Origin of the sequence: Seohaeicola sp. 4SK31 (genome assembly GCF_028802875.1) — a bacterium.
In the GTDB taxonomy this organism is placed as follows: Bacteria; Pseudomonadota; Alphaproteobacteria; order Rhodobacterales; family Rhodobacteraceae; genus Seohaeicola.
On record NZ_JARAMP010000003.1, the window covers coordinates 112,495 to 136,647 of the forward strand.

24 protein-coding genes are annotated in these 24,153 nt (G+C 62.8%); 15 read left to right on the forward strand and 9 right to left on the reverse strand.

Going from position 1 to position 24,153, the window contains the following annotated elements; genetic code table 11:
- Positions 1-36: 36 nt before the first annotated feature.
- From odhB to mdh, 5 genes are all read right to left on the reverse strand, one after another.
- Positions 37-1,551: a 2-oxoglutarate dehydrogenase complex dihydrolipoyllysine-residue succinyltransferase gene (gene odhB, locus PVW27_RS03700; protein WP_274555201.1), complete on the reverse strand. Its 1,515-nt coding sequence runs from the start codon at positions 1,549-1,551 to the stop codon at positions 37-39.
- Between the two features lie 3 nt (positions 1,552-1,554).
- Entirely contained in the window at positions 1,555-4,518 is a 2,964-nt protein-coding gene (locus tag PVW27_RS03705; protein WP_274555202.1) for a 2-oxoglutarate dehydrogenase E1 component, read from the reverse strand.
- Positions 4,519-4,575: 57 nt separating this feature from the next.
- Complete coding sequence (gene sucD, locus PVW27_RS03710) at positions 4,576-5,457, reverse strand: succinate--CoA ligase subunit alpha (RefSeq protein ID WP_274555203.1); 882 nt, start codon at positions 5,455-5,457, stop codon at positions 4,576-4,578.
- Positions 5,458-5,461: 4 nt separating this feature from the next.
- Complete coding sequence (gene sucC / locus PVW27_RS03715; protein WP_274555204.1) at positions 5,462-6,655, reverse strand: ADP-forming succinate--CoA ligase subunit beta; 1,194 nt, start codon at positions 6,653-6,655, stop codon at positions 5,462-5,464.
- Positions 6,656-6,916: 261 nt separating this feature from the next.
- Positions 6,917-7,879: a malate dehydrogenase gene (gene mdh, locus PVW27_RS03720; RefSeq protein WP_274555206.1), complete on the reverse strand. Its 963-nt coding sequence runs from the start codon at positions 7,877-7,879 to the stop codon at positions 6,917-6,919.
- A gap of 186 nt (positions 7,880-8,065) precedes the next feature.
- On the opposite strand from mdh, the gene PVW27_RS03725 reads away from it, so the two are divergent.
- On the forward strand, positions 8,066-8,794 hold the full coding sequence (locus PVW27_RS03725; RefSeq protein WP_443217133.1) for a sulfite exporter TauE/SafE family protein: 729 nt from the start codon (positions 8,066-8,068) through the stop codon (positions 8,792-8,794).
- A 3-nt stretch (positions 8,795-8,797) separates the two neighbouring features.
- On the opposite strand, the gene PVW27_RS03730 is transcribed toward PVW27_RS03725, so the two are convergent.
- Positions 8,798-9,079 (reverse strand): hypothetical protein, encoded by a 282-nt coding sequence (locus tag PVW27_RS03730; protein WP_274555435.1) that lies wholly within the window; start codon positions 9,077-9,079, stop codon positions 8,798-8,800.
- Between the two features lie 266 nt (positions 9,080-9,345).
- Here PVW27_RS03730 and PVW27_RS03735 point away from each other — a divergent pair, with 266 nt between their 5' ends.
- The 11 genes from PVW27_RS03735 to PVW27_RS03785 all read left to right on the forward strand — a co-directional run bounded on the left by PVW27_RS03735 (position 9,346) and on the right by PVW27_RS03785 (position 17,214).
- Positions 9,346-10,191: an HpcH/HpaI aldolase/citrate lyase family protein gene (locus PVW27_RS03735; protein ID WP_274555210.1), complete on the forward strand. Its 846-nt coding sequence runs from the start codon at positions 9,346-9,348 to the stop codon at positions 10,189-10,191.
- Between the two features lie 14 nt (positions 10,192-10,205).
- Entirely contained in the window at positions 10,206-10,751 is a 546-nt protein-coding gene (locus tag PVW27_RS03740; RefSeq protein ID WP_274555212.1) for an NnrU family protein, read from the forward strand.
- A 4-nt stretch (positions 10,752-10,755) separates the two neighbouring features.
- A complete protein-coding gene (locus PVW27_RS03745; RefSeq protein ID WP_274555437.1) occupies positions 10,756-10,959 on the forward strand; it encodes a DUF1737 domain-containing protein in 204 nt (67 codons plus the stop codon).
- Positions 10,960-12,018 (forward strand): MaoC family dehydratase, encoded by a 1,059-nt coding sequence (locus PVW27_RS03750; RefSeq protein WP_274555214.1) that lies wholly within the window; start codon positions 10,960-10,962, stop codon positions 12,016-12,018. It abuts the gene before it with no gap.
- 325 nt (positions 12,019-12,343) lie between these two features.
- Complete coding sequence (gene sdhC / locus PVW27_RS03755) at positions 12,344-12,727, forward strand: succinate dehydrogenase, cytochrome b556 subunit (RefSeq protein WP_274555215.1); 384 nt, start codon at positions 12,344-12,346, stop codon at positions 12,725-12,727.
- A gap of 11 nt (positions 12,728-12,738) precedes the next feature.
- A complete protein-coding gene (gene sdhD, locus PVW27_RS03760; RefSeq protein ID WP_274555217.1) occupies positions 12,739-13,110 on the forward strand; it encodes a succinate dehydrogenase, hydrophobic membrane anchor protein in 372 nt (123 codons plus the stop codon).
- 18 nt (positions 13,111-13,128) lie between these two features.
- Complete coding sequence (sdhA, locus tag PVW27_RS03765) at positions 13,129-14,934, forward strand: succinate dehydrogenase flavoprotein subunit (RefSeq protein WP_274555219.1); 1,806 nt, start codon at positions 13,129-13,131, stop codon at positions 14,932-14,934.
- A complete protein-coding gene (locus PVW27_RS03770; RefSeq protein ID WP_274555220.1) occupies positions 14,931-15,272 on the forward strand; it encodes a hypothetical protein in 342 nt (113 codons plus the stop codon). The genes sdhA and PVW27_RS03770 overlap by 4 nt, the downstream gene beginning before the upstream one ends.
- A gap of 13 nt (positions 15,273-15,285) precedes the next feature.
- Positions 15,286-16,065, forward strand: a complete 780-nt coding sequence (locus PVW27_RS03775) for a succinate dehydrogenase iron-sulfur subunit (RefSeq protein WP_274555221.1) — start codon at positions 15,286-15,288, stop codon at positions 16,063-16,065.
- 85 nt (positions 16,066-16,150) lie between these two features.
- A complete protein-coding gene (locus tag PVW27_RS03780; protein ID WP_274555223.1) occupies positions 16,151-16,363 on the forward strand; it encodes a hypothetical protein in 213 nt (70 codons plus the stop codon).
- 8 nt (positions 16,364-16,371) lie between these two features.
- Positions 16,372-17,214, forward strand: a complete 843-nt coding sequence (locus PVW27_RS03785) for an urea carboxylase-associated family protein (protein WP_274555225.1) — start codon at positions 16,372-16,374, stop codon at positions 17,212-17,214.
- 2 nt (positions 17,215-17,216) lie between these two features.
- Here the strand turns inward: PVW27_RS03785 and deoD are convergent, their stop codons facing one another.
- A complete protein-coding gene (gene deoD, locus PVW27_RS03790; RefSeq protein ID WP_274555227.1) occupies positions 17,217-17,927 on the reverse strand; it encodes a purine-nucleoside phosphorylase in 711 nt (236 codons plus the stop codon).
- Positions 17,928-17,940: 13 nt separating this feature from the next.
- A complete protein-coding gene (locus PVW27_RS03795) occupies positions 17,941-18,381 on the reverse strand; it encodes a GNAT family N-acetyltransferase (protein WP_274555229.1) in 441 nt (146 codons plus the stop codon).
- Between the two features lie 217 nt (positions 18,382-18,598).
- On the opposite strand from PVW27_RS03795, the gene PVW27_RS03800 reads away from it, so the two are divergent.
- Complete coding sequence (locus PVW27_RS03800) at positions 18,599-19,024, forward strand: DUF4168 domain-containing protein (protein ID WP_274555231.1); 426 nt, start codon at positions 18,599-18,601, stop codon at positions 19,022-19,024.
- A 61-nt stretch (positions 19,025-19,085) separates the two neighbouring features.
- Here PVW27_RS03800 and PVW27_RS03805 read toward each other — a convergent pair whose 3' ends face one another.
- A complete protein-coding gene (locus PVW27_RS03805; RefSeq protein ID WP_274555233.1) occupies positions 19,086-21,053 on the reverse strand; it encodes a protein meaA in 1,968 nt (655 codons plus the stop codon).
- A gap of 171 nt (positions 21,054-21,224) precedes the next feature.
- Here PVW27_RS03805 and PVW27_RS03810 point away from each other — a divergent pair, with 171 nt between their 5' ends.
- Both PVW27_RS03810 and ccrA read left to right on the forward strand, forming a co-directional pair.
- Complete coding sequence (locus PVW27_RS03810) at positions 21,225-22,580, forward strand: 1-acyl-sn-glycerol-3-phosphate acyltransferase (protein WP_274555235.1); 1,356 nt, start codon at positions 21,225-21,227, stop codon at positions 22,578-22,580.
- 159 nt (positions 22,581-22,739) lie between these two features.
- Entirely contained in the window at positions 22,740-24,029 is a 1,290-nt protein-coding gene (gene ccrA / locus PVW27_RS03815; protein WP_274555237.1) for a crotonyl-CoA carboxylase/reductase, read from the forward strand.
- The last annotated feature ends 124 nt before the right edge of the window (positions 24,030-24,153 follow it).

Consider the following 24,153-nt stretch of genomic DNA (forward strand, 5'->3'; position numbering starts at 1 on the left):
AGGGCGCGCGGATCACGCGCCCTTCGGATCACGGGATCAAAGGTCCATCAGCAGACGGCGGGGATCTTCCAGCGCCTCTTTCACGCGGACGAGGAAGGTCACAGCGCCTTTGCCGTCCACGATCCGGTGGTCATAGGACAGCGCCAGATACATCATCGGTCGGATCACCACCTGGCCGTTGATCGCCACGGGGCGGTCCTGGATCTTGTGCATGCCCAGAATACCCGACTGCGGGGGGTTCAGGATGGGCGAGGACATCAGCGAGCCATAGACGCCGCCGTTCGAGATGGTGAAGGAGCCGCCCTGCATTTCGGCCATGCTCAGCTTGCCATCGCGGGCGCGGACGCCCAGTTCGGCGATCTTCTTCTCGATGGCGGCAAAGCTCATCTGATCGGCGTCGCGCACCACAGGCACGACGAGGCCCGAGGGCGTGCCCACGGCCACGCCCATATGGACGAAGTTCTTGTAGACCACATCGGTGCCGTCGATTTCGGCGTTCACCTCGGGCACTTCGCGGAGCGCATGGCAGCAGGCCTTCACGAAGAAGGACATGAAGCCCAGTTTGACGCCGTGTTTCTTCTCGAAGATGTCCTTGTATTCCTTGCGCAGATCCATCGTCGCGGTCATGTCCACCTCGTTATAGGTGGTCAGCATGGCGGCGGTGTTCTGCGCGTCCTTGAGGCGGCGCGCGATGGTCTGGCGCAGGCGGGTCATCTTGACACGCTCTTCGCGGGCGGCGTCATCGGCGGGCACGGGGGCGCGCGGCGCGGTGGCGACGGGGGTCGCGGCTGCGGGGGCCGCTTTGGTGCCTGCGGCGATGGCTTTCTGCACGTCTTCTTTCATGATGCGTCCGTCACGGCCTGATCCTGTTACCGCGTCGCGGCTGATGCCGGCTTCGGCCATGGCTTTCTTGGCGGCGGGGGCGTCTTCGACGTCCTTGCCGGAAGCGGCCGGGGCCGGGGCGGCGGCGGGTTTGTCATCTGATTTGGCAGCAGGCGCCGCACCCGAAGACGAGATCACCGCCAGTTTCGCGGAGGCGTCGACGGTGGTGCCTTCCGGGGCCACGATTTCCGCCAGAACACCTGCGGCGGGGCTGGGGACCTCGACGCTGACCTTGTCGGTTTCCAGCTCGCACAGCATTTCGTCCTGCGCAACGGTGTCGCCCACTTTCTTGAACCAAGTCGACACAGTCGCCTCGGTCACGGATTCGCCCAGAGAGGGGACCATCACGTCGACGCTGTCGGATTTCCCCGCCTTGGCGGGCTTGTCCTCGGCCTTGGCAGGTTTCGCGGCGGGCTTGGGCGCAGCGGCCTCACCTTCGTTGATGGTGGCCAGCAGCGCATCGACGCCAACGGTCGCGCCTTCTTCGGCCACGATCTCGCCCATCGTGCCAGCGGCGGGGGCGGGGACCTCGACCGTCACCTTGTCGGTTTCCAGCTCGCACAGCATCTCGTCAGCGGCGACCGGATCGCCCGGCTTCTTGAACCATGTGGCCACCGTGGCCTCGGTCACGGATTCGCCAAGGGTGGGGACGCGGACTTCGGTTGTCATGGGTTAGTTCCCTTTGATGGTCAGCGCTTCGTCAACCAGCGCCTGTTGTTGTGCTTTGTGGGTCGAGGCCAGGCCCGTCGCGGGCGAGGCGCTGGCGGCGCGGCCCACATAGACGGGGCGCAGATGCTTGGCCTTGATGCGGCCCAGAACCCATTCGATATTCGGCTCGACAAAGGTCCAGGCGCCCTGATTTTTCGGCTCTTCCTGACACCAGACCATTTCCGCCTGCGGGAAGCGTTCCAACTCGCGCACCAGCGACATGGCCGGGAAGGGGTAGAACTGTTCGATCCGCAGCAGATAGATATCGTCGATCCCGCGGGCGTCGCGTTCCTCGAGCAGGTCGTAATAGACCTTGCCCGAGCACATGACGACGCGCTTGATCTTGTCATCCGCCGCCAGCTTGGTGTCGGAATGACCCTTTTCGGCGTCATCCCACAGCACCCGGTGGAAGCTGGATCCGGTGGTGAAATCAGCCGCGTCCGAGATGGCCAGCTTGTGGCGCAGCAGGGATTTCGGCGTCATCAGCATCAGCGGCTTGCGGAACGTGCGATGCAGTTGGCGACGCAGGATGTGGAAATAGTTGGCCGGCGTCGTGCAGTTGGCGACGATCCAGTTGTCCTGTCCACACATTTGCAGGAAGCGTTCCAGACGGGCGCTGGAATGTTCCGGGCCCTGGCCTTCGTAGCCATGCGGCATCAGGCAGACGAGGCCGGACATCCGCAGCCATTTGCTTTCGCCCGAGCTGATGAACTGGTCGAACATGATCTGCGCGCCGTTGGCGAAATCGCCGAACTGCGCTTCCCACATCACCAGCGCGTTGGGTTCGGACAGCGAATAGCCGTATTCGAAACCCAGCACCGCGTATTCGGACAGCATCGAGTCGATGACCTCGTAGCGGGCCTGACCTTCGCGGATGTTGTTCAGCGGGTAGTAGCGTTCCTCGGTCTCCTGATTGATCAGGGCCGAGTGACGCTGGCTGAAGGTGCCGCGAGAGCTGTCCTGCCCGGCCAGACGGACCGGGTAGCCTTCCAGCAGAAGCGAGCCGAAGGCCAGCGCCTCGCCGGTGGCCCAGTCAAAGCCCTCGCCGGTGTCGAACATCTTCTTGCGGGTTTCCAGCAGACGTTCGACCGTCTTGTGCATGGGGAAACCATCGGGTGCGCGGGTCAGGGCGGTGCCGATCTGCTCCATCGTCTCGGGCTTGATGGCGGTCTTGCCGCGCTGGTATTTCTTCTGGTCGCGCCGGTCCAGATGCGACCAACGCCCGTCCAGCCAGTCGGCCTTGTTGGGTTTGTAATCCTTGCCCGCCTCGAATTCCTCGTTCAGCTTGGCCTGGAAGGCGGCCTTCATATCCTCGATCTCGCCTTCGGGGATCAGGCCGTCCTTGACCAGACGCTCGGTATAGAGGCTGAGCGTGGTCTTCTGCTTCTTGATCTTGTTGTACATGATCGGGTTGGTGAACATCGGCTCGTCGCCTTCGTTATGCCCGAAGCGGCGATAACAGATGATGTCCAGAACCACGTCCTTGTGGAACAGCTGGCGGAATTCCGTGGCCACCTTGGCGGCATGGACTACGGCTTCGGGATCATCCCCGTTGACGTGGAAGATCGGCGCTTCGACAACCAGCGCGTTATCGGTGGGATAGGGGCTGGAGCGGCTGAAATGCGGGGCGGTGGTGAAGCCGATCTGGTTGTTCACCACGATATGCATCGTGCCGCCGGTCTTGTGACCGACCAGACCCGACAGGGCGAAACATTCCGCCACGACGCCCTGACCGGCAAAGGCCGCGTCGCCGTGCAGCAGCACCGGCAGCACCTTGGAGCGGTCGGTGTCGTTCATCTGTGCCTGCTTGGCGCGGACCTTGCCCAGCACGACCGGGTTCACGGCCTCGAGGTGCGAGGGGTTGGCGGTCAGCGACAGGTGGACGGAATTGCCGTCGAACTCGCGGTCGCTGGAGGCGCCGAGGTGGTATTTCACGTCGCCTGATCCGTCCACGTCCTCGGGCTTGAAGCTACCGCCCTGGAATTCGTTGAAGATCGCGCGGTAGGGTTTGCCCATCACATTGGCGAGCACCGACAGACGGCCCCGGTGGGGCATGCCGATGACGATTTCCTTGACGCCCAGATTGCCGCCGCGCTTGATGATCTGCTCCATCGCGGGGATCAGGCTTTCGCCGCCATCCAGACCGAACCGCTTGGTGCCCATGTATTTGACATGGAGGAATTTCTCGAAGCCTTCCGCCTCGACCAGCTTGTTCAGGATCGCGCGGCGCCCTTCGCGGGTGAAGGTGATTTCCTTGCCGAAACCCTCGATCCGCTCCTTGAGCCATGCCGACTGCTCGGGGTCAGAGATGTGCATGTATTGCAGCGCAAACGTGCCGCAATAGGTGCGCTTCACGATGTCGAGGATCTGCCGCATCGACGCGATTTGCAGGCCCAGCACGTTGTCGATGAAGATCGGCCGGTCCATGTCGGCCTCGGTGAAGCCGTAGGATTTCGGATCAAGCTCCGGATGCGGGGTCGGTTCGCGCAGGCCCAGCGGATCAAGATCGGCGGCCAGATGGCCCCGGATGCGGTAGGCGCGGATGATCATCAGGGCGCGGACGGAATCCAGCACGGCGCGCTTGATCTGATCGTCGCTGACCTTGACGCCGGTCTCGGCGGCCTTGGCCGCGATCTTCTGACCCGCAGCGCGGGTTTCCACGGCGGCAGGCCATTGCCCGTCAAGGGCCGAGGTCAGCTCGTCCGACGGTGCGGGCGGCCAGTCGGCGCGCGCCCAGCTTGGGCCAGCAGCCTCGCGTTTCACATCATGGTCGGCGTCGCCCATTGCCCGAAAGAACGCCTGCCATGCCTCATCAACCGCGTTCGGGTCGGCGGCGTAGCGCGCGTAAAGCTGTTCCAGATATTCCGCGTTATGCCCCTGCATGAAGGAAGAGGCGTGGAAAACGTCGTTGGGGGATTGCTCGGTCATGATGTCACCTGAACGTGGGAAAACCCCGGCAGGCGTCTGCCGGGGCTGTTGGTTCGCTTAGCCGATGGCCTTCAGCACGGCCTCGCCCAGACCTGCGGGGCTGTCGGCCACGATGATCCCGGCGGATTTCATCGCCTCGATCTTGCTTTCGGCATCGCCCTTGCCACCGGCCACGATGGCCCCGGCATGGCCCATGCGGCGGCCTTTGGGCGCGGTGCGGCCCGCGATGAAACCGGCGGTCGGCTTCCAGCGGCCGCGCTTTTTCTCATCCTTGAGGAACTGCGCCGCCTCTTCTTCCGCGGAACCACCGATCTCGCCGATCATGATGATCGACTGGGTTTCGGGGTCGGCCAGGAACATTTCCAGCACGTCGATATGCTCGGTCCCTTTGATGGGGTCGCCACCGATGCCGACAGCCGAGGATTGGCCCAGACCGGAATCAGAGGTCTGCTTGACCGCCTCGTAGGTCAGGGTGCCGGAGCGGGAGACCACGCCGACCGAGCCACGCTTGTGGATATGGCCGGGCATGATGCCGATCTTGCAGGCGCCGGGGGTGATGACGCCGGGGCAGTTCGGCCCGATCAGGCGGGATTTGGACCCCTCCAGCGCGCGCTTGACCTTCATCATGTCCAGCACCGGGATGCCTTCGGTGATGCAGACGATCAGCTCCATTTCGGCGTCGATCGCCTCGAGGATACTGTCTGCGGCGAAGGGCGGCGGGACATAGATCACGGAGGCGTTGGCTTCGGTCACATGCTTGGCCTCATGGACCGAGTTGAAGACCGGCAGGTTCAGGTGCGTGGAGCCACCTTTGCCCGGCGTCACGCCGCCGACCATCTTGGTGCCGTAAGCGATCGCCTGTTCCGAGTGGAAGGTGCCCTGCGAGCCGGTGAAGCCCTGACAGATGACCTTGGTGTTTTCGTTGACGAGGACTGCCATGCTCTTATCCTTTCACCGCTTTGACGATCTTTTCTGCGCCATCGCGCAGGTCGTCTGCCGCGATCACATCCAGACCGGAGTTGCGGATGATTTCCTTGCCCTTGTCGACATTCGTGCCCTCAAGGCGCACGACCAGCGGCACTTTCAGGCCCACTTCCTTGACCGCAGCCAGAACGCCCTCGGCGATGACATCGCAGCGCATGATGCCGCCGAAGATGTTCACGAGGATGCCTTTGACATTGGGGTCGGAGGTGATGATCTTGAACGCCTCGGTCACCTTTTCCTTGGTGGCGCCACCGCCCACGTCAAGGAAGTTGGCAGGTTCGGCACCGTAGAGTTTGATGATGTCCATCGTGGCCATCGCAAGACCCGCGCCGTTGACCATGCAGCCGATCTCGCCGTCCAGCGCGATGTAGTTGAGGTCGTATTTGGATGCGGCGAGTTCCTTGGGGTCCTCTTCGGTCTCGTCGCGCAGGGCGGCGATGTCGGAATGGCGATAGATCGCGTTGCCGTCGAAGCTGACCTTGGCGTCCAGCACCTTCAGATCGCCCTTGTCGGTCACGATCAGCGGGTTGATTTCCAGCATCTCCATGTCTTTTTCGACGAAGGCTTTGTAGAGCAGACCCATCAGGTTGACGCATTGCTTGATCTGCGCGCCCTCAAGACCCAGCGAGAAGGCGATGCGGCGGCCGTGGAAGCCCTGATAGCCCGTGGCCGGATCGACGCTGAAGGACAGGATTTTCTCGGGCGTGTGCTCGGCCACTTCCTCGATATCCATGCCGCCCTCGGTCGAGCAGACAAAGGAAATGCGGCTGGTCTGGCGGTCCACCAGAAGCGCCAGATAAAGCTCGGTCGTGATGCCGGAGCCATCTTCGATGTAGATGCGGTTGACCTGCTTGCCTGCGGGGCCGGTCTGATGCGTGACCAGCGTGCGGCCCAGCATCTTCTTGGCTTCCTCGGCGGCCTCTTCGACCGACTTGGCAAGACGGACACCGCCCTTTTCACCGGCGTCGGATTCCTTGAACTTGCCCTTGCCGCGACCGCCCGCGTGGATCTGCGCCTTGACGACCCAGAGGGGTCCGTCCAGTTCGCCTGCGGCGGTTTTGGCTTCTTCGGCCCGGAAGACGACACGTCCGTCCGAGACCGGGGCGCCGTAGGTGCGAAGGAGGGCCTTCGCCTGATACTCATGAATGTTCATGAAATTGTCCCGTCTTGCTGCGATTGCGACGGGGTTTGGCACAGGTTGGACGTGGAAATAAACGGTTTTCGGCGCTTTTCCGGCTTTTGAGCGATTATTTTCGCATTTGTGATCACACCCTGAAAATCTGTGATCACAAAGCGGGACTCGGCTGAGTCATGCGCTCTTCCGGTGATTTGCGAAAGAATCAGGGCCGGCCCATGGCCAGCCCTGATGTCTTGGAACCGAGGTTTCGTCTGCGAAACCAATAGTTGTATGGGCTTATGCCAGCGAGGGGTCGATTTCCTTGCAGGCGGCGACCAGACCTTTGACGGCATCGACAGACTTGTCGAACATCGCCTGTTCGTCCTTGTTCATGGTGATGTCCACGACCTTTTCGACACCGCCCGCGCCGATCACGGTGGGCACGCCGACGTAGAAGCCTTTCAGACCGTAGGCACCGTCCACATAGGCCGCGCAGGGCAGGACGCGCTTTTGGTCTTTCAGATAGGCTTCGGCCATTTCGATGGCCGAGGTCGCGGGGGCGTAGAAGGCGGAACCCGTTTTCAGAAGGCCCACGATTTCCGCGCCGCCGTCACGGGTGCGCTGCACGATGGCGTCCAGCTTGTCCTGAGTGGTCCAGCCCATCTTGACCAGATCCGGCAGCGGGATGCCTGCAACGGTGGAGTAACGCACCAGCGGCACCATCGTATCGCCATGGCCGCCCAGCACGAAGGCGGTGACGTCGCGCATGGACACGCCGAACTCAAGGCTCAGGAAGTGGCGGAAGCGGGCCGAGTCCAGCACGCCGGCCATGCCGCAGACCTTGTTATGGGGCAGGCCCGAGAATTCGCGCAGCGCCCAGACCATCGCGTCAAGCGGGTTGGTGATGCAGATCACGAAGGCATCGGGGGCGTGTTTGGCAATGCCCTCGCCCACGGATTTCATGACCTTGAGGTTGATGCCCAGAAGGTCGTCACGGCTCATGCCCGGCTTGCGGGGCACACCGGCGGTCACGATGCAGACATCCGCGCCCGCGATATCCTCATAGGACTGGGTGCCGCGCAGGGCTGCGTCGAACCCTTCCGAGGGGCCGGATTCCGCGATATCCAGCGCCTTGCCTTCGGGGGTGCCTTCGGCAATGTCGAACAGGACGATATCGCCCAGCTCCTTCAGCGCGGCGAGGTGGGCGAGCGTGCCCCCGATCTGTCCGGCGCCGATAAGGGCAATCTTGGGTCTGGCCATTGGAACTGTCTCCGCTTGGTTGATTTTGCCGCATGGCCTAGTCCCTTCCGCGTCGCCGCGCAAGAGTGCTGCGCCGCGCTGCGGCAGCGAGGGGGGCTGTTGTCCGCCTGCGGATGCGGCTAAATGCGTGACAGGGCGCAATTTTCACGAGCAGGGCCGGAAATGGAGCTGGACGCGCAGTTTTTCATGGTAGCGATACCGGCGGTTCTGTTCGCGGGAATTTCCAAGGGTGGCTTCGGATCGGGTGCAGCCTTTGCCGCTGCCTCGATTCTGGCGGTGGCGCTGGAGCCGGGGCAGGCCCTTGGCATCATGCTGCCGCTTCTGATGCTGATGGATGTGGCCAATCTGCGCCCCTATTGGAAGAAATGGAGCGCGCCGGATGCCAAGCTGCTGATCCTTGGGGCGCTGCCGGGCGTGGCCTTGGGCGCGTGGCTTTACACGATCGCGGATGCCGATGTGTTCCGGTTGCTGATCGGGACGATCTCGATCGCCTTTGTCGCTTGGCAGATGGGGTTGAAACTGGGCCTGATCCGGGCCGCGCGGGCCGAGTTGCCGCTGTGGGCGGGGGCATTGGCCGGGGCGACGGCGGGGTTCACCAGTTTTGTCAGCCACGCGGGCGGGCCGCCTGCGGCGGTCTGGCTGTTGTCGCGCAAGCTGGGCAAGACACCGTTTCAGGCGACGACCGTGATCGTGTTCTGGGCGGTGAACATCGCCAAGTTCGTGCCTTACGCCTTTCTGGGGATCTTTACCGCGCAGACCATGCTGGCCGATCTGTTTCTGGCCCCTGTCGCGCTGTTGGGGGCGTGGCTGGGGGTGAAGGCGCATCACATGGTGCCGGAGCGCGCCTTCTTTGCGCTGACCTATGTTCTGCTGACGCTGACGGGGATCAAGCTGATCTGGGATGCGCTGACCTGACGGTCAGGCACCCTTGCCGGGGGCGGGGGGCGCGTCGGCCATCGTCTCGAACGCCTGACCGCTGGCGACGATGCAGGTCAGGCCGTTGGGCAGCGTCACGGTGATCGTCCAACTGCCGCTGGCATCGCTGGCAAAAACCTCGACCACGGCGTTGTCGGCCCCAAGGCCCATGGACCGGCGCGTTTCGCCATAGGTGCCGGCCAGCCGTTCGACCACACGGTCGCGCGGGGCGCAATGCGCGGTCGTTTGCGAGGTGGCGGCGGGGGATATGGTGGCAAGGGCCATCGTCAGAAGGACCACGCCCGCTGTCAGAATCGTCCGTTCCAGTGCCATTGCCCCGCCCTTTCGCTGACCGTCCTGCGGCAAGACTGCGCGGGTGAGGTTGAATAATGGTTAACGTGGCGCTCCATGTTTGCGGCATGCTGTGGCATGCGCTTTTTTCTGCGATGCGGCACGAATAGTCTTGAAGGTTTCCACCAAAAAATGCCATCTCGGCGCAAGATTATTACACGCCAGACTCGCCTGCGCAGATTCAAGGAAAGGTCCCGCTCATGGATGTCCGCCCCTATCGTTCGGTTCTCTATATCCCCGGCTCGAAAGAGCGTGCGCTGGAGAAGGCGCGCGATCTGCCGGTGGATGCGATCATCTTCGATCTGGAGGATGCGGTGACGCCCGATGCCAAGGTCGAGGCGCGGGCCACGCTGGCGCAGGCCCTTGCGGTGGGTGGCTATGGCGACAAGGTCAAGATCATCCGCATCAACGGGCTGGATACGGCATGGGGGGCCGGTGATGTGGACGCGCTGCGCGATGCGGGTGCGGATGTGTTCCTGCTGCCCAAGGTGAATTCCGCAGCCGATGTGCAGGCGCTGTCGGACCTTTTGGGTAATGGCACGCCGATCTGGGCGATGATGGAGACGCCGCTGGGCATCCTGAACGCGGGCGCGATTGCCGCGCATCCGCAGTTGACCGGGTTTGTCGCGGGCACCAACGATCTGGCGAAAGAGCTGAACTGCCGTTCGCGCGCGGACCGTCTGCCGATGCAGATGGCCTTGCAGACGATCCTGATGGCGGCGCGGGCTTATGGCGTGATCGCGATTGACGGGGTCTACAACCAGTTCAAGGACGACGAGGGTTTGCGCGCCGAATGTGAACAGGGCCGCGATCTGGGTTTTGACGGCAAGACGCTGATCCATCCGGCGCAGGTGGATGTGACCAATGCGGTATTCGCCCCGTCCGAAGCCGAGGTTGATCTGGCCCGTCGTCAGATCGCCGCCTTCGAGGAGGTGCAGGCGAGCGGGCAGGGCGTGGCCGTGGTGGATGGTAAAATCGTCGAAAACCTGCATGTTGAGACCGCCAAGAAAATCCTCGCCATGGCATCCGCCATCGCGTCCCTCTGAGCGGAGCGTTTTCCATGATCCTTCTGACCCTCGGCGTGATCCTTTGGGCGGTGGCCCATTACTTCAAGAGACTGGCCCCCGATGCGCGTGCCGCGATGGGCAAAAGGGGCAAGGGGCTGGTGGCCGTGGCGCTGGTGATCAGCCTGCTGATGATGATCTTCGGCTATCGCGGAGCAGAGTTCATCCATGTCTGGTCCCCGCCAAGCTGGACCGTGCATCTGAACAACCTGATGATGCTGATCGCCGTGTTCCTGTATGGGATGAGCGCCACAACGGGCCGTTTGCGCGGCAAGATGCGGCATCCGCAGTTGACGGCCGTCAAGGTCTGGGCGGTGGCGCATCTGCTGGTGAACGGGGATCTGGCCTCGATCATCCTGTTCGGCGGCATGCTGGTCTGGGCGGTGGGATCGGTGATCCTGATCAACCGGTCCGAAGTCTGGGCGCGGCCCGCTCCGGGCGAGGCGAAGAAGGATATTCTTCTGGTGGTCATCACGCTGGTGACCTTTGGCCTGATGACCGCGATCCATGCCTGGCTGGGTGTCTGGCCGTTTCCGGGGTGAAGTGATGCAGCTTTACCGTTTCCTGACCGCAGACGATACATCCGCCTTTTGCCACAAGGTGACCGAGGCGCTGAACAAGGGTTGGGTGCTGCATGGCGGCCCGACCTATGCGTTCGATGCGGCCAATGGCGTGATGCGCTGTGGGCAAGCCGTCACCAAGGAGGTGCAAGGCACCTATTCCCCTGAACTCAGTCTTGGAGAGCAGTGAATGAAAGTCCCGCAATTTCATGTGGTTCCGATCAAGACAAGCGCGGGTCGGTTCTTTGAGGACTATCGTATAGGGCAGGTGATCGACCATGCCGTGCCGCGCACGGTGTCGGGCGGAGAGCGGGCGATGTATCACGCGCTTTATCCGATGCGGCATGCCTTGTATTCGTCGGATGAATTCGCGCGCGCCTGTGGTCTGCCGGAAAGCCCGCTGGATGATCTGGCGGCGTTTCACATCGTCTTTGGCAAGACCGTGCCCGATGTGTCTTTGAACGCGATTGCCAATCTGGGCTATGCCGAGGGGCGCTGGCTGAAGCCCGTCTATGCGGGGGATACGATCCGCTCGACTTCCGAGGTGATCGGGCTGAAGCAGAATTCCAACGGGCAGTCGGGCGTGGTCTATGTGCGCACGCGCGGCCTGAACCAGCGGGACGAGGTGGTGCTGGATTATGTGCGCTGGGTGATGGTGCGCAAGAACGATACCAGCGCACCAGCGCCGGAGACGGTGGTGCCGGAACTGGCGCAGGCCCTGACGCCGGATCAGCTTGTGGTGCCCGAGGGGCTGGATTTCACGAACCATGATTTCACCTTGTCCGGCGCGCCGCATCGCTGGGGCGATTACGAGATCGGCGAGACGATCGACCATGTGGATGGTGTGACGGTCGAGGAGGCCGAGCACATGATCGCCACGCGGCTGTGGCAGAACACCGCCAAGGTGCATTTCGACGCCACGCAGCGTGCGGATGGGCGGCGGCTGATCTATGGCGGGCATGTGATCAGCATGGCGCGGGCGCTGTCCTTCAATGGTCTGGCCAATGCGCAGATGATCGTGGGTCTGAACGCGGGCGCCCATGCCAACCCCTGTTTCAGTGGCGACACGATCCGCGCCTGGTCCGAGGTGCTGGACAAGGCCGAGACATCAGCGCCGGGCGTGGGGGCGATCCGGTTGCGGCTGGTCGCGACCAATGCGGCGGGGGCGTTCCGCCTGAAAAGCGACGATGGCAAGTATCAGCCGCATGTGTTGCTGGATCTGGATTACTGGGCATTGATGCCGATGTGATCACAAAATGCGTGACCGGTTTCGCAGGGGTTCGGGTGCCGACATGGGCAAAAGCCTGCTTGTCCTGCCCGGATCTGGGCGGGTTTACGTCGCGTGATTCCCCTTTGAGGGGATGCGATGGGTGCGTTTGTGATCACAGCTAAACCTGTTGTGATCACGAAACCCTTCATTGCGTCACTTCGCGCAGATTTTTCTGCATCTCGGGGCTGTGCTGACGTGACAGAGCCGCTAAAAAGAGTATCAAGGCCGCAAAAGGCATCGAAAGGTATACCGTCGTGTGCAATGTTGGCGCCGGTCCTTTCGCAACCCAAGAAGGAAGGGACACATGGCTGACGTGAACCGGGGCAACCGCCCGCTTTCGCCGCACCTGTCAATCTATCGCCCGCAGCTGACCTCGATCACCTCGATCCTGACGCGGATCACCGGCAACGCGCTGATCCTGGCCGCGTTGCTGATCGTGTGGTGGTTTCTGGCAGCTGCAACCTCGCCCGAGTATTTCGCCATTGCGGATGGGGTGATCACCAGTTGGTTCGGGGATCTGGTGATGTTCCTGTCGCTGTGGGCGCTGTGGTATCACACGCTGGCGGGTGTGCGGCATCTGATCTGGGACAATGCGGTGGGTCTGGACCTGCCGACCGCCTACAAGCTGGGTTATGCGGTGATCGGCGGGTCGGTGCTGCTGACCCTGCTGACCGTGGCCGTGATCTGAGGAGGATGGACATGCGTTACCTGACCGACCGCAAACGCGCCATGGGCATGGGATCGGCCAAGACGGGCACGGCCCATTTCTGGTCGATGAAAGTGTCTTCCGTCGCGTTGCTGATCCTGATCCCCTTGTTCGTGTTCACCTTCGGGCCGATGCTGGGCGCGCCGCATGCGGATGTGCTGGCCCACTTCGCGCGGCCTTTCCCGGCCATCGTGGCAGGGTTGACCCTGATCGTTGGATTCAAACATTTCAACGACGGTGCCCAAACCATGATCGAGGACTATGTCCACGGGACGACACAGAAAATCGTGATCATCGCGGTGACCTGCCTGAGCTATGGCGCAGCGGCCACCGGGCTGTTCGCCATCGCCAAGATCGCGCTTTAATTTTCGGAGACCGTTGCAATGGCAGCTTATGAATATGAAACCCACGACTATGACGTCGTGGTGGTCGGGGCCGGCGGGGCCGGTCTGCGCGCGACGCTGGGCATGGCCGAACAAGGGCTGCGCACCGCATGCGTGACCAAGGTGTTCCCGACCCGCTCGCATACCGTGGCGGCGCAGGGTGGAATCGCGGCGTCCCTGTCGAACATGGGTCCGGATCACTGGCAGTGGCACATGTATGACACCGTCAAGGGGTCGGACTGGCTGGGTGATACGGACGCGATGGAATACCTCGCCCGTGAAGCGCCCAAGGCGGTGTACGAGCTGGAACATTACGGCGTGCCGTTTTCCCGCACCGAAGAGGGCAAGATCTATCAGCGCCCCTTTGGTGGTCACACGACCGAATTCGGCGAAGGCCCGCCCGTGCAGCGCACCTGTGCTGCCGCTGACCGGACCGGTCACGCGATCCTGCACACGCTTTATGGGCAAAGCCTGAAGCAGAAGGCCGAGTTCTATATCGAATATTTCGCCATCGACCTGATCATGTCGGAAGATGGCGTCTGTCAGGGTGTCGTCTGCTGGAAGCTGGACGATGGCACGATGCATGTGTTCAACGCCAAGATGGTGGTGCTGGCGACGGGCGGCTATGGCCGCGCCTATTTCAGCGCGACATCCGCCCATACCTGCACCGGCGACGGCAACGGGATGGTGGCGCGGCAGGGTCTGCCCTTGCAGGACATGGAATTCGTCCAGTTCCACCCCACCGGCATCTATGGCGCGGGCTGCCTGATCACCGAGGGCGCGCGCGGCGAGGGCGGGTATCTGACCAACTCGGAAGGCGAGCGGTTCATGGAACGCTATGCGCCGACCTACAAGGATCTGGCCAGCCGCGATGTGGTGTCCCGCTGCATGACGATGGAGATCCGCGAGGGGCGCGGTGTCGGCCCGGATGGTGATCACATCCATCTGCACCTGAACCACCTGCCGCCCGAGGCGCTGCATCTGCGTCTGCCCGGTATTTCGGAAAGCGCGCGCATCTTCGCCGGTGTGGACGTGACCAAGGAACCGATCCCGGTGCTGCCGACCGTGCATTACAACATGGGCGGTATCCCTACCAACTATTGGGGCGAGGTGCTGAACCCGACCGCTGACGATCCCGACCGGATCGTGCCCGGCCTGATGGCCGTGGGCGAGGCGGGCTGTGCCTCGGTGCATGGGGCGAACCGTCTTGGCTCGAACTCCTTGATCGACCTTGTGGTCTTTGGCCGCGCCGCCGCGATCAAGGCGGGGCAGGTCGTGACGGCGGGCGCGCCGAACCCCAAGGCGAACCCGGCCTCGATCGAGTATGCGTTCACCCGTTTCGACGGTCTGCGCCATGCCAAGGGCAATATCGGCACTGCCGAGCTGCGACTTGAGATGCAAAAGACGATGCAGGCCGATGCGGCCGTGTTCCGCACCGACAAGACGCTGGCTGAAGGTGTCGCCAAGATGACCGCCGTGGCGGGCAAGATGGATGACATCAAGGTCACCGACCGCAGCCTGATCTGGAACTCCGACCTGATGGAGACGCTGGAGCTGACCAACCTGATGCCCAACGCGCTGGCCACCATCGTGGGGGCCGAGGCGCGCAAGGAATCGCGTGGCGCACATGCCCATGAGGATTATCCCGACCGGGATGATGCCAACTGGCGCAAGCATACCATCGCGCGGGTCGATGGCACCAAGGTGGATCTGAGCTATCGCCGGGTCGTGACCGAGCCTCTGACCAAGGAAGCCGAAGGCGGGATCGACCTGAAGAAAATCGCGCCCAAGGCGCGGGTCTATTGAGCCGCCGCACGGGGATAAACGCCCTGCGCGGGCTGTCGGTGGCGGTGCTTTGCGCCGCCACGCTGGCCGCCTGCACGCCGGCCGATCAGGACAGGCTAACCCGCGACGCCGCACGCGCCGCGATCACGCCGGTTCTGGTGGACCGCTTCCCCGGTGTGCCGGTGGCGCCTGCGGTGGATTGCATCGTCGACAATGCGAACAGCCGTGAATTGCTGTCGCTTGCGGCGGACAGCATCACCGGCCCCACGGCGAATACGGTGGAACTTGTGACAAATATCGTGTCCCGGCCGGACACGCTCAATTGCCTGCTGGCCAATGGCCTGCCAGCCCTTCTGTGACGGGAGAGACATCATGGTGCAACTGACACTGCCGAAGAACAGCCGGATGCGGACCGGCAAGACATGGCCCAAGCCCGAAGGCGCCAAGAATATCCGCACCTTCAAGATCTATCGATGGAACCCCGATGACGGGGAAAACCCGCGGCTGGATACCTATCACGTTGATCTGGACACCTGCGGGCCGATGATTCTGGACGCGCTGATCAAGATCAAGTCCGAGATCGACCCCACGCTGACCTTCCGCCGCTCGTGCCGCGAAGGGATCTGCGGGTCCTGCGCGATGAATATCGACGGGATCAACACGCTGGCCTGTCTGCATGGCATGGATGACGTGAAGGGCGATGTGAAGATCTATCCGCTGCCGCATATGCCGGTCATCAAGGACCTGATCCCCGACCTCACGCATTTCTATGCGCAGCATGCCTCGATCATGCCGTGGCTTGAGACCAAGACCAACCGCCCCGCGAAAGAGTGGCGCCAGTCGGTCGAGGATCGTGAAAAGCTGGACGGGCTTTATGAATGCGTGATGTGCGCCTGCTGCTCGACCTCCTGCCCGTCTTATTGGTGGAATGGCGATCGGTATCTGGGGCCGGCCGCGCTTCTGCATGCCTATCGCTGGATCATCGACAGCCGGGATGAGGCGACGGGCGAGCGTCTGGACGAGTTGGAAGACCCGTTCAAACTCTATCGCTGCCACACGATCATGAACTGCGCCAAGACCTGCCCCAAGGGCCTGAACCCGGCCAAGGCGATTGCCGAGATCAAGAAGATGATGGTCGAACGGACCGTTTAATTCGGACGTCGCTTGAGTATTTGAAGCAAGATGAAAGGGGCGGGCGCGATGGCCTGCCCTTTTCGCTTTTCAGAAGGAATGTGTCATGGTCGTCGTTGTCGGGCTGATCATCGCTTTCGTGCTGGTCGCGATTTTCGCGCGGCGCGGGGTGCGGATGTGTCGCTGGCGGATGGACAGGACACGGGATCGCGACGGGTTGCAGTTCTTTCGTTGCGCGGCCTGCGGGGCCGAGGTGCTTGTCCCGCCCGGAAAGATGCCGCAGGATTGCCGAGATCCGCGCCGCGCGGGACAAGGATGAGAGGGACCATGCAAGAGCCAGCCGATGCCGCCGCACGCCGTGCCGTAAACCCCGTGATCTGCTATCCGGTGGAGAGTTTGGCGGCGCCCGATCTGACGCTTTATGCGGGGTTTCGGGCCGCGGCGGTGAAGGCGGGTGAAGTCGTCGTGCCGCCACGCGATGCGGCGACTTTCCGGGTGCCGGCAGGCGGGTTCTTTCGGATCTCTTCGATTGACGGCCCGCAGGTGGGCGATCTGAACCTGTGGAACGCCGATGATCTGGGCGAGAGGTTCTACAGCGGCAAGACCCGCGCGCTGCATGGCACGCATGTGACGACCGGGCAGCGGTTGTGGTCCAGCTTTCCCGGCTTGCGGCCCATGGCCACGATCGTGGCCGATACGCTGGGCTGGTATGGCAAGGACGCGTTCGGCGGGTCGGTGCATGATGTGATCGGCACGCGCTGCGATCCTTATACGCATAACCTGTTGTCGGGGGGGCAGTACCACCATTGCTGCCATTCCAACCTGACCCGCGCGCTGGCCGATGCGACGGGGCTGTCGCTGTCCGAGGCGGAGGGGCATGTCCATGACGTGCTCAATGTCTTCATGTGCACCGGGTTCACCCGCGATACGGGGCAGTATTTCATGAAGGCCAGCCCTGTGCGGCCGGGCGACTATCTGGAGTTTTTCGCGGAAATCCCTTTGCTGGGCGCTCTGTCGGCCTGTCCGGGGGGCGACTGTTCGTCGGAACATTCCTCGGATCAGGCGGCGTGTCATCCGCTTCTGATCGAGATGTTCGAGACACCCGCCGCCCGCTTGGGCGATTGGGCCAGCCCGCCGCCCAATGCCTATGACCGCAGCCACGGGCGGTAGGGTCAGGCGTCCGGGAAAGCGGCTTGCAGCGCGATTTCCACCATGTCGCCAAAGCTACCTTGGCGTTGATCGGCGGGCAGGGCGGCCCCCGTCAGCAGGTGGTCGGATACGGTCAGCACCGCCAGCGCGCGCACCTTGTGCCGCAGGGCGAGGTTGTACAACTCTGCCGCCTCCATCTCGACGCCCAGGATGCCGTGGCGTGTCATGATCTCGTTCAGGTCGGGGCGTTCGTCGTAGAACACATCCGCGGAATAGATGCCGCCCACATGGGTGGGCACGCCCCGCGCCTCGGCCGCAGTCACGGCGGCGCGCAGCAGCGACCAATCGGCATGGGGGGCAAAATTCAGTTCGCGGAAGATGCCCGAGGATGGGGTGGAAAGTGTCGTGGCCGCCATCGCGATGATCACGTCGCGTATCGCCACATGCGCCTGCATCGCCCCGCAGGAGCCGATGCGGATCAGGGTTTTCGCGCCATAGTCGCGGATCAGTTCGTTTGCATAGATCGACAGCGACGCCATCCCCATGCCCGAGCCGTGGATCGTCACGCGGTTCCCGCGCCAGAGACCGGTATAGCCCAGCATCCCGCGCACCTCGTTGACCAGACGGGCCTCGGACAGAAAGGTTTCGGCAGCCCATTTGGCGCGCAGCGGATCGCCGGGCATCAGGACGGTTTCAGCGATCTCGCCGGGTTGGGCACCGATATGGATGGTCATTTCTGTCGTCCTTCTAGCGCGAATACTTGATGAAAGGCGTAAGCTTCGCGATGCGGTCATACAACAGCCGCGCGGTCGTGTTGAAGTCCTGCGTCATCCAGTAGACGGCGGGGGTGCCACGGCGGTCGGCCTCGGCATAGACCGCCTCGATCAGGGCGCGGCCCACGCCCTGTCCGCGCACATCCGGGTCGGCATAGAGGTCTTGCAGGTAGCAGACATCCTCGATGCGCCAGTTATGGGCGTGCCAGATCATGTGGACCAGACCCACGGCGCGGCCATCCAGATCGGCGATGAAGCAGCACCGCTCTGGTTGGGCGGGGTCAAGCTGGCGCGCGAAGGTGGTCTGAAAGATCTCGTCGGGCAGCGTGGTGTCATAGAAGGCCAGATAAGCCGTCCAGAGGCGACGCCATTCTGGTTCATCGGCGGCGATCAGGGGGCGGATGGTCAACGGCATGGGCAGGGTTCCTTGCAAGGGTTGACCCATGTTGACGGCAGGTTTCGTCGGGGTGCAAGGGGAACTGCGCGGAATACCGCCCCTTTGCAGGGCGCAGGGCGGCATGAACCTGCCCGTCCTCTTGGCGCGGGTTTGCACAGGAGGGGCGGGCTGACCATGTTGGCTGGGCGAGGCGGGCCAATGCCCTGCCAGACAACCCGAAACACTGGAGGCATCCATGACACTGACGACACACCGTAGCCTGAAAGCCCTGTTCCTGAGCGCATCCGTTGCCGCTCTGAGCCTTGGGGCGGTGGCGCCGGTCGCCGCGCAAACGGCCGCTCCTACACCCGAAACGCAATCGGCCCCGCAGGTCGAGATGACCGATGCGAAACTGGAGGCCTTTGTGACAGCGCTTCTGGGAGTCGAAGAGGTGCGGCAGGATTATACGCCACAGATCGAAGCCGCGACCGATGAGGCGCAGCAGACCGAACTGGTCAATCAGGCCAATGCCGAGATCATCGAGAAGATCGAGGCGGTGCCGGATCTGACCGTGGATGAATATGTGACGATCGCACAGGTCGCGCAGCAGGATCAGGCGCTGGGCGAGCGGATCGCCATGATGGTCGAGGCGCAAACGACCGGCGCGACGCAGACAGAGTGATCTGTCGATCCAACCGGAAAGGGGGCCTCGCGGCCCCCTTTTTCTTTGCCTTGAGTGGCGATCATTCGGCAGCGACAGCCTTGGGGTCGGCCAGCGTGACGATATCCATCATGATCGTGTTCAACTCGAAATCCTTGGGCGTGTAGACGCGGGCGACGCCCATTTCAGCCAAGCGTTTCGCGTCGTCCTCGGGGATGATCCCGCCCACGACCACGGGGATATGGCCAAGACCCGCCGCGCGCAGGCGGTCCATCAGATCGGCCATCAGCGGCATATGCGAGCCGGACAGGATCGAGAGGCCGACGACATGGGCCTGCCCTTCGCTGGCGGCTTTCACGATCTCTTCGGGGGTCAGGCGGATACCTTCATAGTCGATCTCCATCCCGCAGTCGCGGGCGCGGAAGGCGATCTGCTCGGCCCCGTTGGAATGGCCGTCCAGCCCCGGCTTGCCCACCAGAAAGCGCAGGCGGCGGCCCAGCTTGTCGGACACGCTATTCACCGCGTCGCGGATATCGTCCAGCCCTTCGGTCTTGTTGCTGACGGAGCGCGACACGCCGGTGGGGCCGCGATACTCGCCGAACACCGCGCGCATCTGGGCGGCCCATTCGCCGGTGGTGACGCCCGCTTTGGCGGCCTTGATCGAGGGTTCCATGATGTTGCGGCCCTCCTTGGCGGCGGCGCGCAGGTCGGCCAGCGCCTCGGCCACGGCTTTCGCGTCGCGGGTGTTGCGCCAGTCGTTCAGGCGGCCGATCTGTTCGGCCTCGACCGCCGGATCGACGGTCATGATCCCGCCGTCCCCGGTCATCAGGGGCGAGGGTTCGCCCTGCTGCCATTTGTTCACGCCCACCACGATCGTCTCATTCCGCTCGATCCGGTTGAGGCGCTCGGCGTTGCTGTCCACCAGACGCGATTTCATGTATTCGATGGCGCTGATCGCGCCGCCCATGCTGTCAAGGTTCGCCAGCTCCGCCCGCGCGCCTTCCTTCAGCGCCTCGACCTTGCGGTCCACGGCGGGGTTGCCGTCAAATAGGTCGTCATATTCCAGAAGGTCCGTCTCATAGGCCATGATCTGCTGCATCCGCAGCGACCATTGCTGATCCCATGGGCGCGGCAGGCCCAAAGCCTCGTTCCACGCGGGCAATTGCACGGCGCGGGCGCGGGCCTTTTTCGACAGGGTCACGGCCAGCATCTCGATCAGGATGCGGTAGACGTTGTTTTCAGGTTGCTGTTCGGTCAGGCCAAGGCTGTTGACCTGCACGCCGTAACGGAAGCGGCGGAATTTCGGATCGCTCACGCCATAGCGGGTTTCGCAGATTTCATCCCACAGATCGACGAAGGCGCGCATCTTGCACATCTCGGTGACAAAACGGATGCCCGCGTTCACGAAGAACGAGATCCGGCCGACAAGCTGCGGGAAATCCTCGGCGGGCACCTTGTTCTTCAGGTCGTCCAGCACGGCGGTGGCGGTGGCCAGCGCGAAGGCCAGTTCCTGTTCCGGCGTCGCACCCGCCTCTTGCAGATGGTAGGAACAGACGTTCATCGGGTTCCATTTTGGCACATGGGTATAGCAATAGGCCGCGACATCGGTGATCAGGTGCAAGGAGGGTTTCGGCGGCAGGATATAGGTGCCGCGGCTCAGGTATTCCTTGATGATGTCGTTCTGCACGGTCCCTTGCAGCTTGCTGATATCGGCGCCCTGTTCCTCGGCCACCGCGATATAGAGGGCGAGCAGCCACGGGGCCGTGGCGTTGATCGTCATCGAGGTATTCATCTGTTCCAGCGGGATCGCGTCGAACAGCGTCCTCATGTCGCCCAGATGACAGACCGGCACGCCGACCTTGCCCACCTCGCCGCGCGCCAGAATGTGGTCGCTGTCATAGCCCGTCTGCGTGGGCAGGTCGAAGGCGACCGACAGGCCCGTCTGTCCTTTGGCCAGATTCGAGCGATAGAGCGCGTTTGAGGCCTTGGCCGTGGAGTGGCCGGCATAGGTGCGGAAAAGCCAGGGCTGGTCTTTTTGCGTCTGGGTCATGGGGCCTCGCGGGTCATCTGGTGAATCGGGGTCGGCAACTTTGTTGCGTCCCCGCGTTGATACTTGGAATTTTATGGCGCTGTCAATTCGCTGCATTGCGGCATGGGACGCGGCGTCGTCCGCCTCTGCATTTGATTTACCTCTGACCGGATTCGCGCCATTGTCGCGCATATGGGTGCAACCGTTGAAATGCCTGTCTGGCTGCTGGTCCTGATCCTGCTTTTCGCGGGCGTGACCTTTGCATCGCATTTCCTGTTCCCGTCCGTGCGATGGTTCTTCCGCAAACGCGCCGAGCGGGTCATCGACGAATTGAACAAGCGGCTGGAGCGGCCGATTCAGCCGTTCAAGCTGGCGCGGCGCTATGACATGATCCAGCGCCTGATCTATGACCCCGAGGTGCTGCGTGCCGTGGCCGCCCATGCCGCAAGCGAAGGCGTGCCCGAGAACGTGGCCTTCGAGCAGGCGCGGCGCTATGCGCGGGAAATCGTGCCCTCGTTCAGTGCCAGCGCCTATTTCGGGGTGGCGACGCGGCTGGCCAAGCTGATCTCGACCTCGCTTTATCGGGTGCGGCTGGGCCATTACGCGGGTGACGCGCTGGCGCAGGTGGACCGGGACGCGACGGTGGTCTTTGTCATCAACCACCGCAGCAACATGGATTATGTGCTGGTCACCTATCTGGCGGCGGAACGCTCGGCCCTGTCCTATGCGGTGGGGGAATGGGGCCGGGTCTGGCCACTCAGCGCGCTGATCCGGGCTATGGGGGCCTATTTCATCCGGCGCAAGCGGTTCGGCCCGCTCTACAAGGCGGTGCTGTCGCGCTATGTGCAACTGGCGACCGAGGCGGGGGTGACGCAGGCGGTGTTCCCCGAAGGCGGGTTGAGCCTGACCGGGGCGATTGCGCCGCCCAAGCGCGGGATCCTGAAATATATCGTGGAAGGCCATGATCCGACGGCGCGCGACGTGGTTTTCGTGCCTGTTGCGGTGAATTACGACCGTGTGCTGGAGGACCGGGTGCTGGTCGCCGCCCATGAGGCGGGCGAGCGGCGGTTCACCGCACGGCTGAGCACGGTGCTGGGCTTTCTGGTCAGGATGCTGCGCCTGCGGTTCAAGGGGCAGTTCCACAGGTTCGGCTATGCCTCGGTCAGTTTCGGCGAGCCGCTGTCGCTCAAGGCATTCGGGACGGATGTGCCGGCGCTGGCGGATGAGCTGATGGCCCGCATCGCAGCAGAAGTGCCGGTGCTGCCGGTGCCCCTGGTGGCGACAGCGCTGTTGCAGGCGGAAGAACCGCTGAACCGGGCCGAACTGGACCGTGCCGTGCGCGCGCTGGTCGAAGATCTGCCGGAAGCGCATCTGCATATGCCCCGGCAGGATGTGGGCTATCTGATCGAGGTCGGGTTGCGGATGCTGATCCTGCGCCATCTGGTGGAAGAGGATGGCGGGTTCCTTGTGGTGACCCCGGCGGCGCGCCCGCTGTTGGCGTTCTATGCCGCTTCCATCGCGCATCTCTTTCGCAGTCGCAGCGCATAGGCGCTGTCATGCTGCAACTGCTCGGTTATAAAATTACAAAAACATGCTTATTGCGGTTGCATTATTACGCGGCCAACTTTATTCCCAAGGTCAGATCCGCGATTCTGCATTGCGGCATGACAAGACACACTTGGAACAGTGACCAAAACGGAGGTTGAGATGGCTCTGGATACGCATACCGGGATCGCGCCCTATGACGCGCCGGAAAAGGACCTCTATGAAATCGGTGAAATGCCGCCTTTGGGTTATGTGCCCAAGAAGATGTATGCTTGGGCGATCCGCCGCGAGCGGCATGGCGAACCGGAAAAAAGCTTTCAGGTCGAGGTTGTCGATACATGGGAGATCGACAGCAACGAGGTGCTGGTCCTCGTGATGGCGGCAGGCGTCAACTATAACGGTGTCTGGGCCGGACTGGGCCAGCCCATCAGCCCCTTTGACGGGCACAAGCAGCCGTTCCACATTGCCGGGTCGGATGCGTCGGGGATCGTTTGGAAGGTGGGTTCTGCCGTCAAGACATGGAAGGTCGGCGACGAGGTCGTGGTGCATTGCAATCAGGACGATGGCAATGACGAGGAATGCAACGGCGGCGATCCGATGATGTCGCCCACCCAGCGGATCTGGGGCTATGAGACACCGGACGGGGCCTTCGCGCAGTTCACCCGCGTGCAAGCGCAGCAGTTGATGCCGCGCCCCAAGCACCTGACATGGGAGGAAAGCGCCTGCTATACGCTGACGCTGGCCACCGCCTATCGGATGCTGTTCGGCCATGCGCCGCACGAGTTGAAGCCCGGCCAGAACGTGCTCGTCTGGGGCGCGTCCGGCGGTCTGGGCTCCTATGCGATCCAGTTGGCGAATACGGCCGGGGCCAATGCCATCGGCGTGATCTCGGAAGAGGACAAACGCGAGTTCGTGATGGCGATGGGCGCCAAGGGCGTGATCAACCGCAAGGATTTCAATTGCTGGGGTCAGATGCCCACGGTGAATACGCCCGAATATAACGAGTGGCTGAAAGAGGCGCGCAAGTTCGGCAAGGCGATCTGGGACATCACCGGCAAGGGTGTGAACGTCGATATGGTCTTCGAACATCCCGGCGAGGCGACATTTCCCGTCTCTACCCTGATCTGCAAGAAGGGCGGGATGGTCGTGATCTGTGCGGGCACCAGCGGTTTCAATTGCACCTTCGACGTGCGCTACATGTGGATGCACCAGAAGCGTCTTCAGGGCAGCCACTTCGCCCATCTGAAACAGGCCAGCGCCGCCAACAAGCTGATGATCGAGCGGCGGCTTGACCCCTGCATGTCCGAGGTCTTTCCCTGGTCCGACATCCCGATGGCGCATACCAAGATGCTGCGCAACCAGCACAAGCCGGGCAACATGGCCGTTCTGGTGCAGGCCCCCCGCACGGGGTTGCGCACGGTCGAAGACGTGCTGGAGGCCGGGCGCGGCTGAAACTGACAGTTAACTGTCAAGTCACTCGGAAAGTTGACACTTGGACCCGCGATTCGGTTAACGGATCGCGGGTTTGTCGTTTACCACTGTTCCGCGCCAGTGATTTCAAGCACTTGTCTGTCTT

What these genes read in the sequence shown, in the direction of transcription:
- odhB (WP_274555201.1), bottom strand. Translation starts at nt 1,551, where the DNA reads ATGACAACCGAAGTCCGCGTCCCCACCCTTGGCGAATCCGTGACCGAG.
- PVW27_RS03705 (WP_274555202.1), bottom strand. Translation starts at nt 4,518, where the DNA reads ATGACCGAGCAATCCCCCAACGACGTTTTCCACGCCTCTTCCTTCATG.
- sucD (WP_274555203.1), bottom strand. Translation starts at nt 5,457, where the DNA reads ATGGCAGTCCTCGTCAACGAAAACACCAAGGTCATCTGTCAGGGCTTC.
- sucC (WP_274555204.1), bottom strand. Translation starts at nt 6,655, where the DNA reads ATGAACATTCATGAGTATCAGGCGAAGGCCCTCCTTCGCACCTACGGC.
- mdh (WP_274555206.1), bottom strand. Translation starts at nt 7,879, where the DNA reads ATGGCCAGACCCAAGATTGCCCTTATCGGCGCCGGACAGATCGGGGGC.
- PVW27_RS03725 (WP_443217133.1), top strand. Translation starts at nt 8,066, where the DNA reads ATGGTAGCGATACCGGCGGTTCTGTTCGCGGGAATTTCCAAGGGTGGC.
- PVW27_RS03730 (WP_274555435.1), bottom strand. Translation starts at nt 9,079, where the DNA reads ATGGCCCTTGCCACCATATCCCCCGCCGCCACCTCGCAAACGACCGCG.
- PVW27_RS03735 (WP_274555210.1), top strand. Translation starts at nt 9,346, where the DNA reads ATGGATGTCCGCCCCTATCGTTCGGTTCTCTATATCCCCGGCTCGAAA.
- PVW27_RS03740 (WP_274555212.1), top strand. Translation starts at nt 10,206, where the DNA reads ATGATCCTTCTGACCCTCGGCGTGATCCTTTGGGCGGTGGCCCATTAC.
- PVW27_RS03745 (WP_274555437.1), top strand. Translation starts at nt 10,756, where the DNA reads ATGCAGCTTTACCGTTTCCTGACCGCAGACGATACATCCGCCTTTTGC.
- PVW27_RS03750 (WP_274555214.1), top strand. Translation starts at nt 10,960, where the DNA reads ATGAAAGTCCCGCAATTTCATGTGGTTCCGATCAAGACAAGCGCGGGT.
- sdhC (WP_274555215.1), top strand. Translation starts at nt 12,344, where the DNA reads ATGGCTGACGTGAACCGGGGCAACCGCCCGCTTTCGCCGCACCTGTCA.
- sdhD (WP_274555217.1), top strand. Translation starts at nt 12,739, where the DNA reads ATGCGTTACCTGACCGACCGCAAACGCGCCATGGGCATGGGATCGGCC.
- sdhA (WP_274555219.1), top strand. Translation starts at nt 13,129, where the DNA reads ATGGCAGCTTATGAATATGAAACCCACGACTATGACGTCGTGGTGGTC.
- PVW27_RS03775 (WP_274555221.1), top strand. Translation starts at nt 15,286, where the DNA reads ATGGTGCAACTGACACTGCCGAAGAACAGCCGGATGCGGACCGGCAAG.
- PVW27_RS03780 (WP_274555223.1), top strand. Translation starts at nt 16,151, where the DNA reads ATGGTCGTCGTTGTCGGGCTGATCATCGCTTTCGTGCTGGTCGCGATT.
- PVW27_RS03785 (WP_274555225.1), top strand. Translation starts at nt 16,372, where the DNA reads ATGCAAGAGCCAGCCGATGCCGCCGCACGCCGTGCCGTAAACCCCGTG.
- deoD (WP_274555227.1), bottom strand. Translation starts at nt 17,927, where the DNA reads ATGACCATCCATATCGGTGCCCAACCCGGCGAGATCGCTGAAACCGTC.
- PVW27_RS03795 (WP_274555229.1), bottom strand. Translation starts at nt 18,381, where the DNA reads ATGCCGTTGACCATCCGCCCCCTGATCGCCGCCGATGAACCAGAATGG.
- PVW27_RS03800 (WP_274555231.1), top strand. Translation starts at nt 18,599, where the DNA reads ATGACACTGACGACACACCGTAGCCTGAAAGCCCTGTTCCTGAGCGCA.
- PVW27_RS03805 (WP_274555233.1), bottom strand. Translation starts at nt 21,053, where the DNA reads ATGACCCAGACGCAAAAAGACCAGCCCTGGCTTTTCCGCACCTATGCC.
- PVW27_RS03810 (WP_274555235.1), top strand. Translation starts at nt 21,225, where the DNA reads ATGGGTGCAACCGTTGAAATGCCTGTCTGGCTGCTGGTCCTGATCCTG.
- ccrA (WP_274555237.1), top strand. Translation starts at nt 22,740, where the DNA reads ATGGCTCTGGATACGCATACCGGGATCGCGCCCTATGACGCGCCGGAA.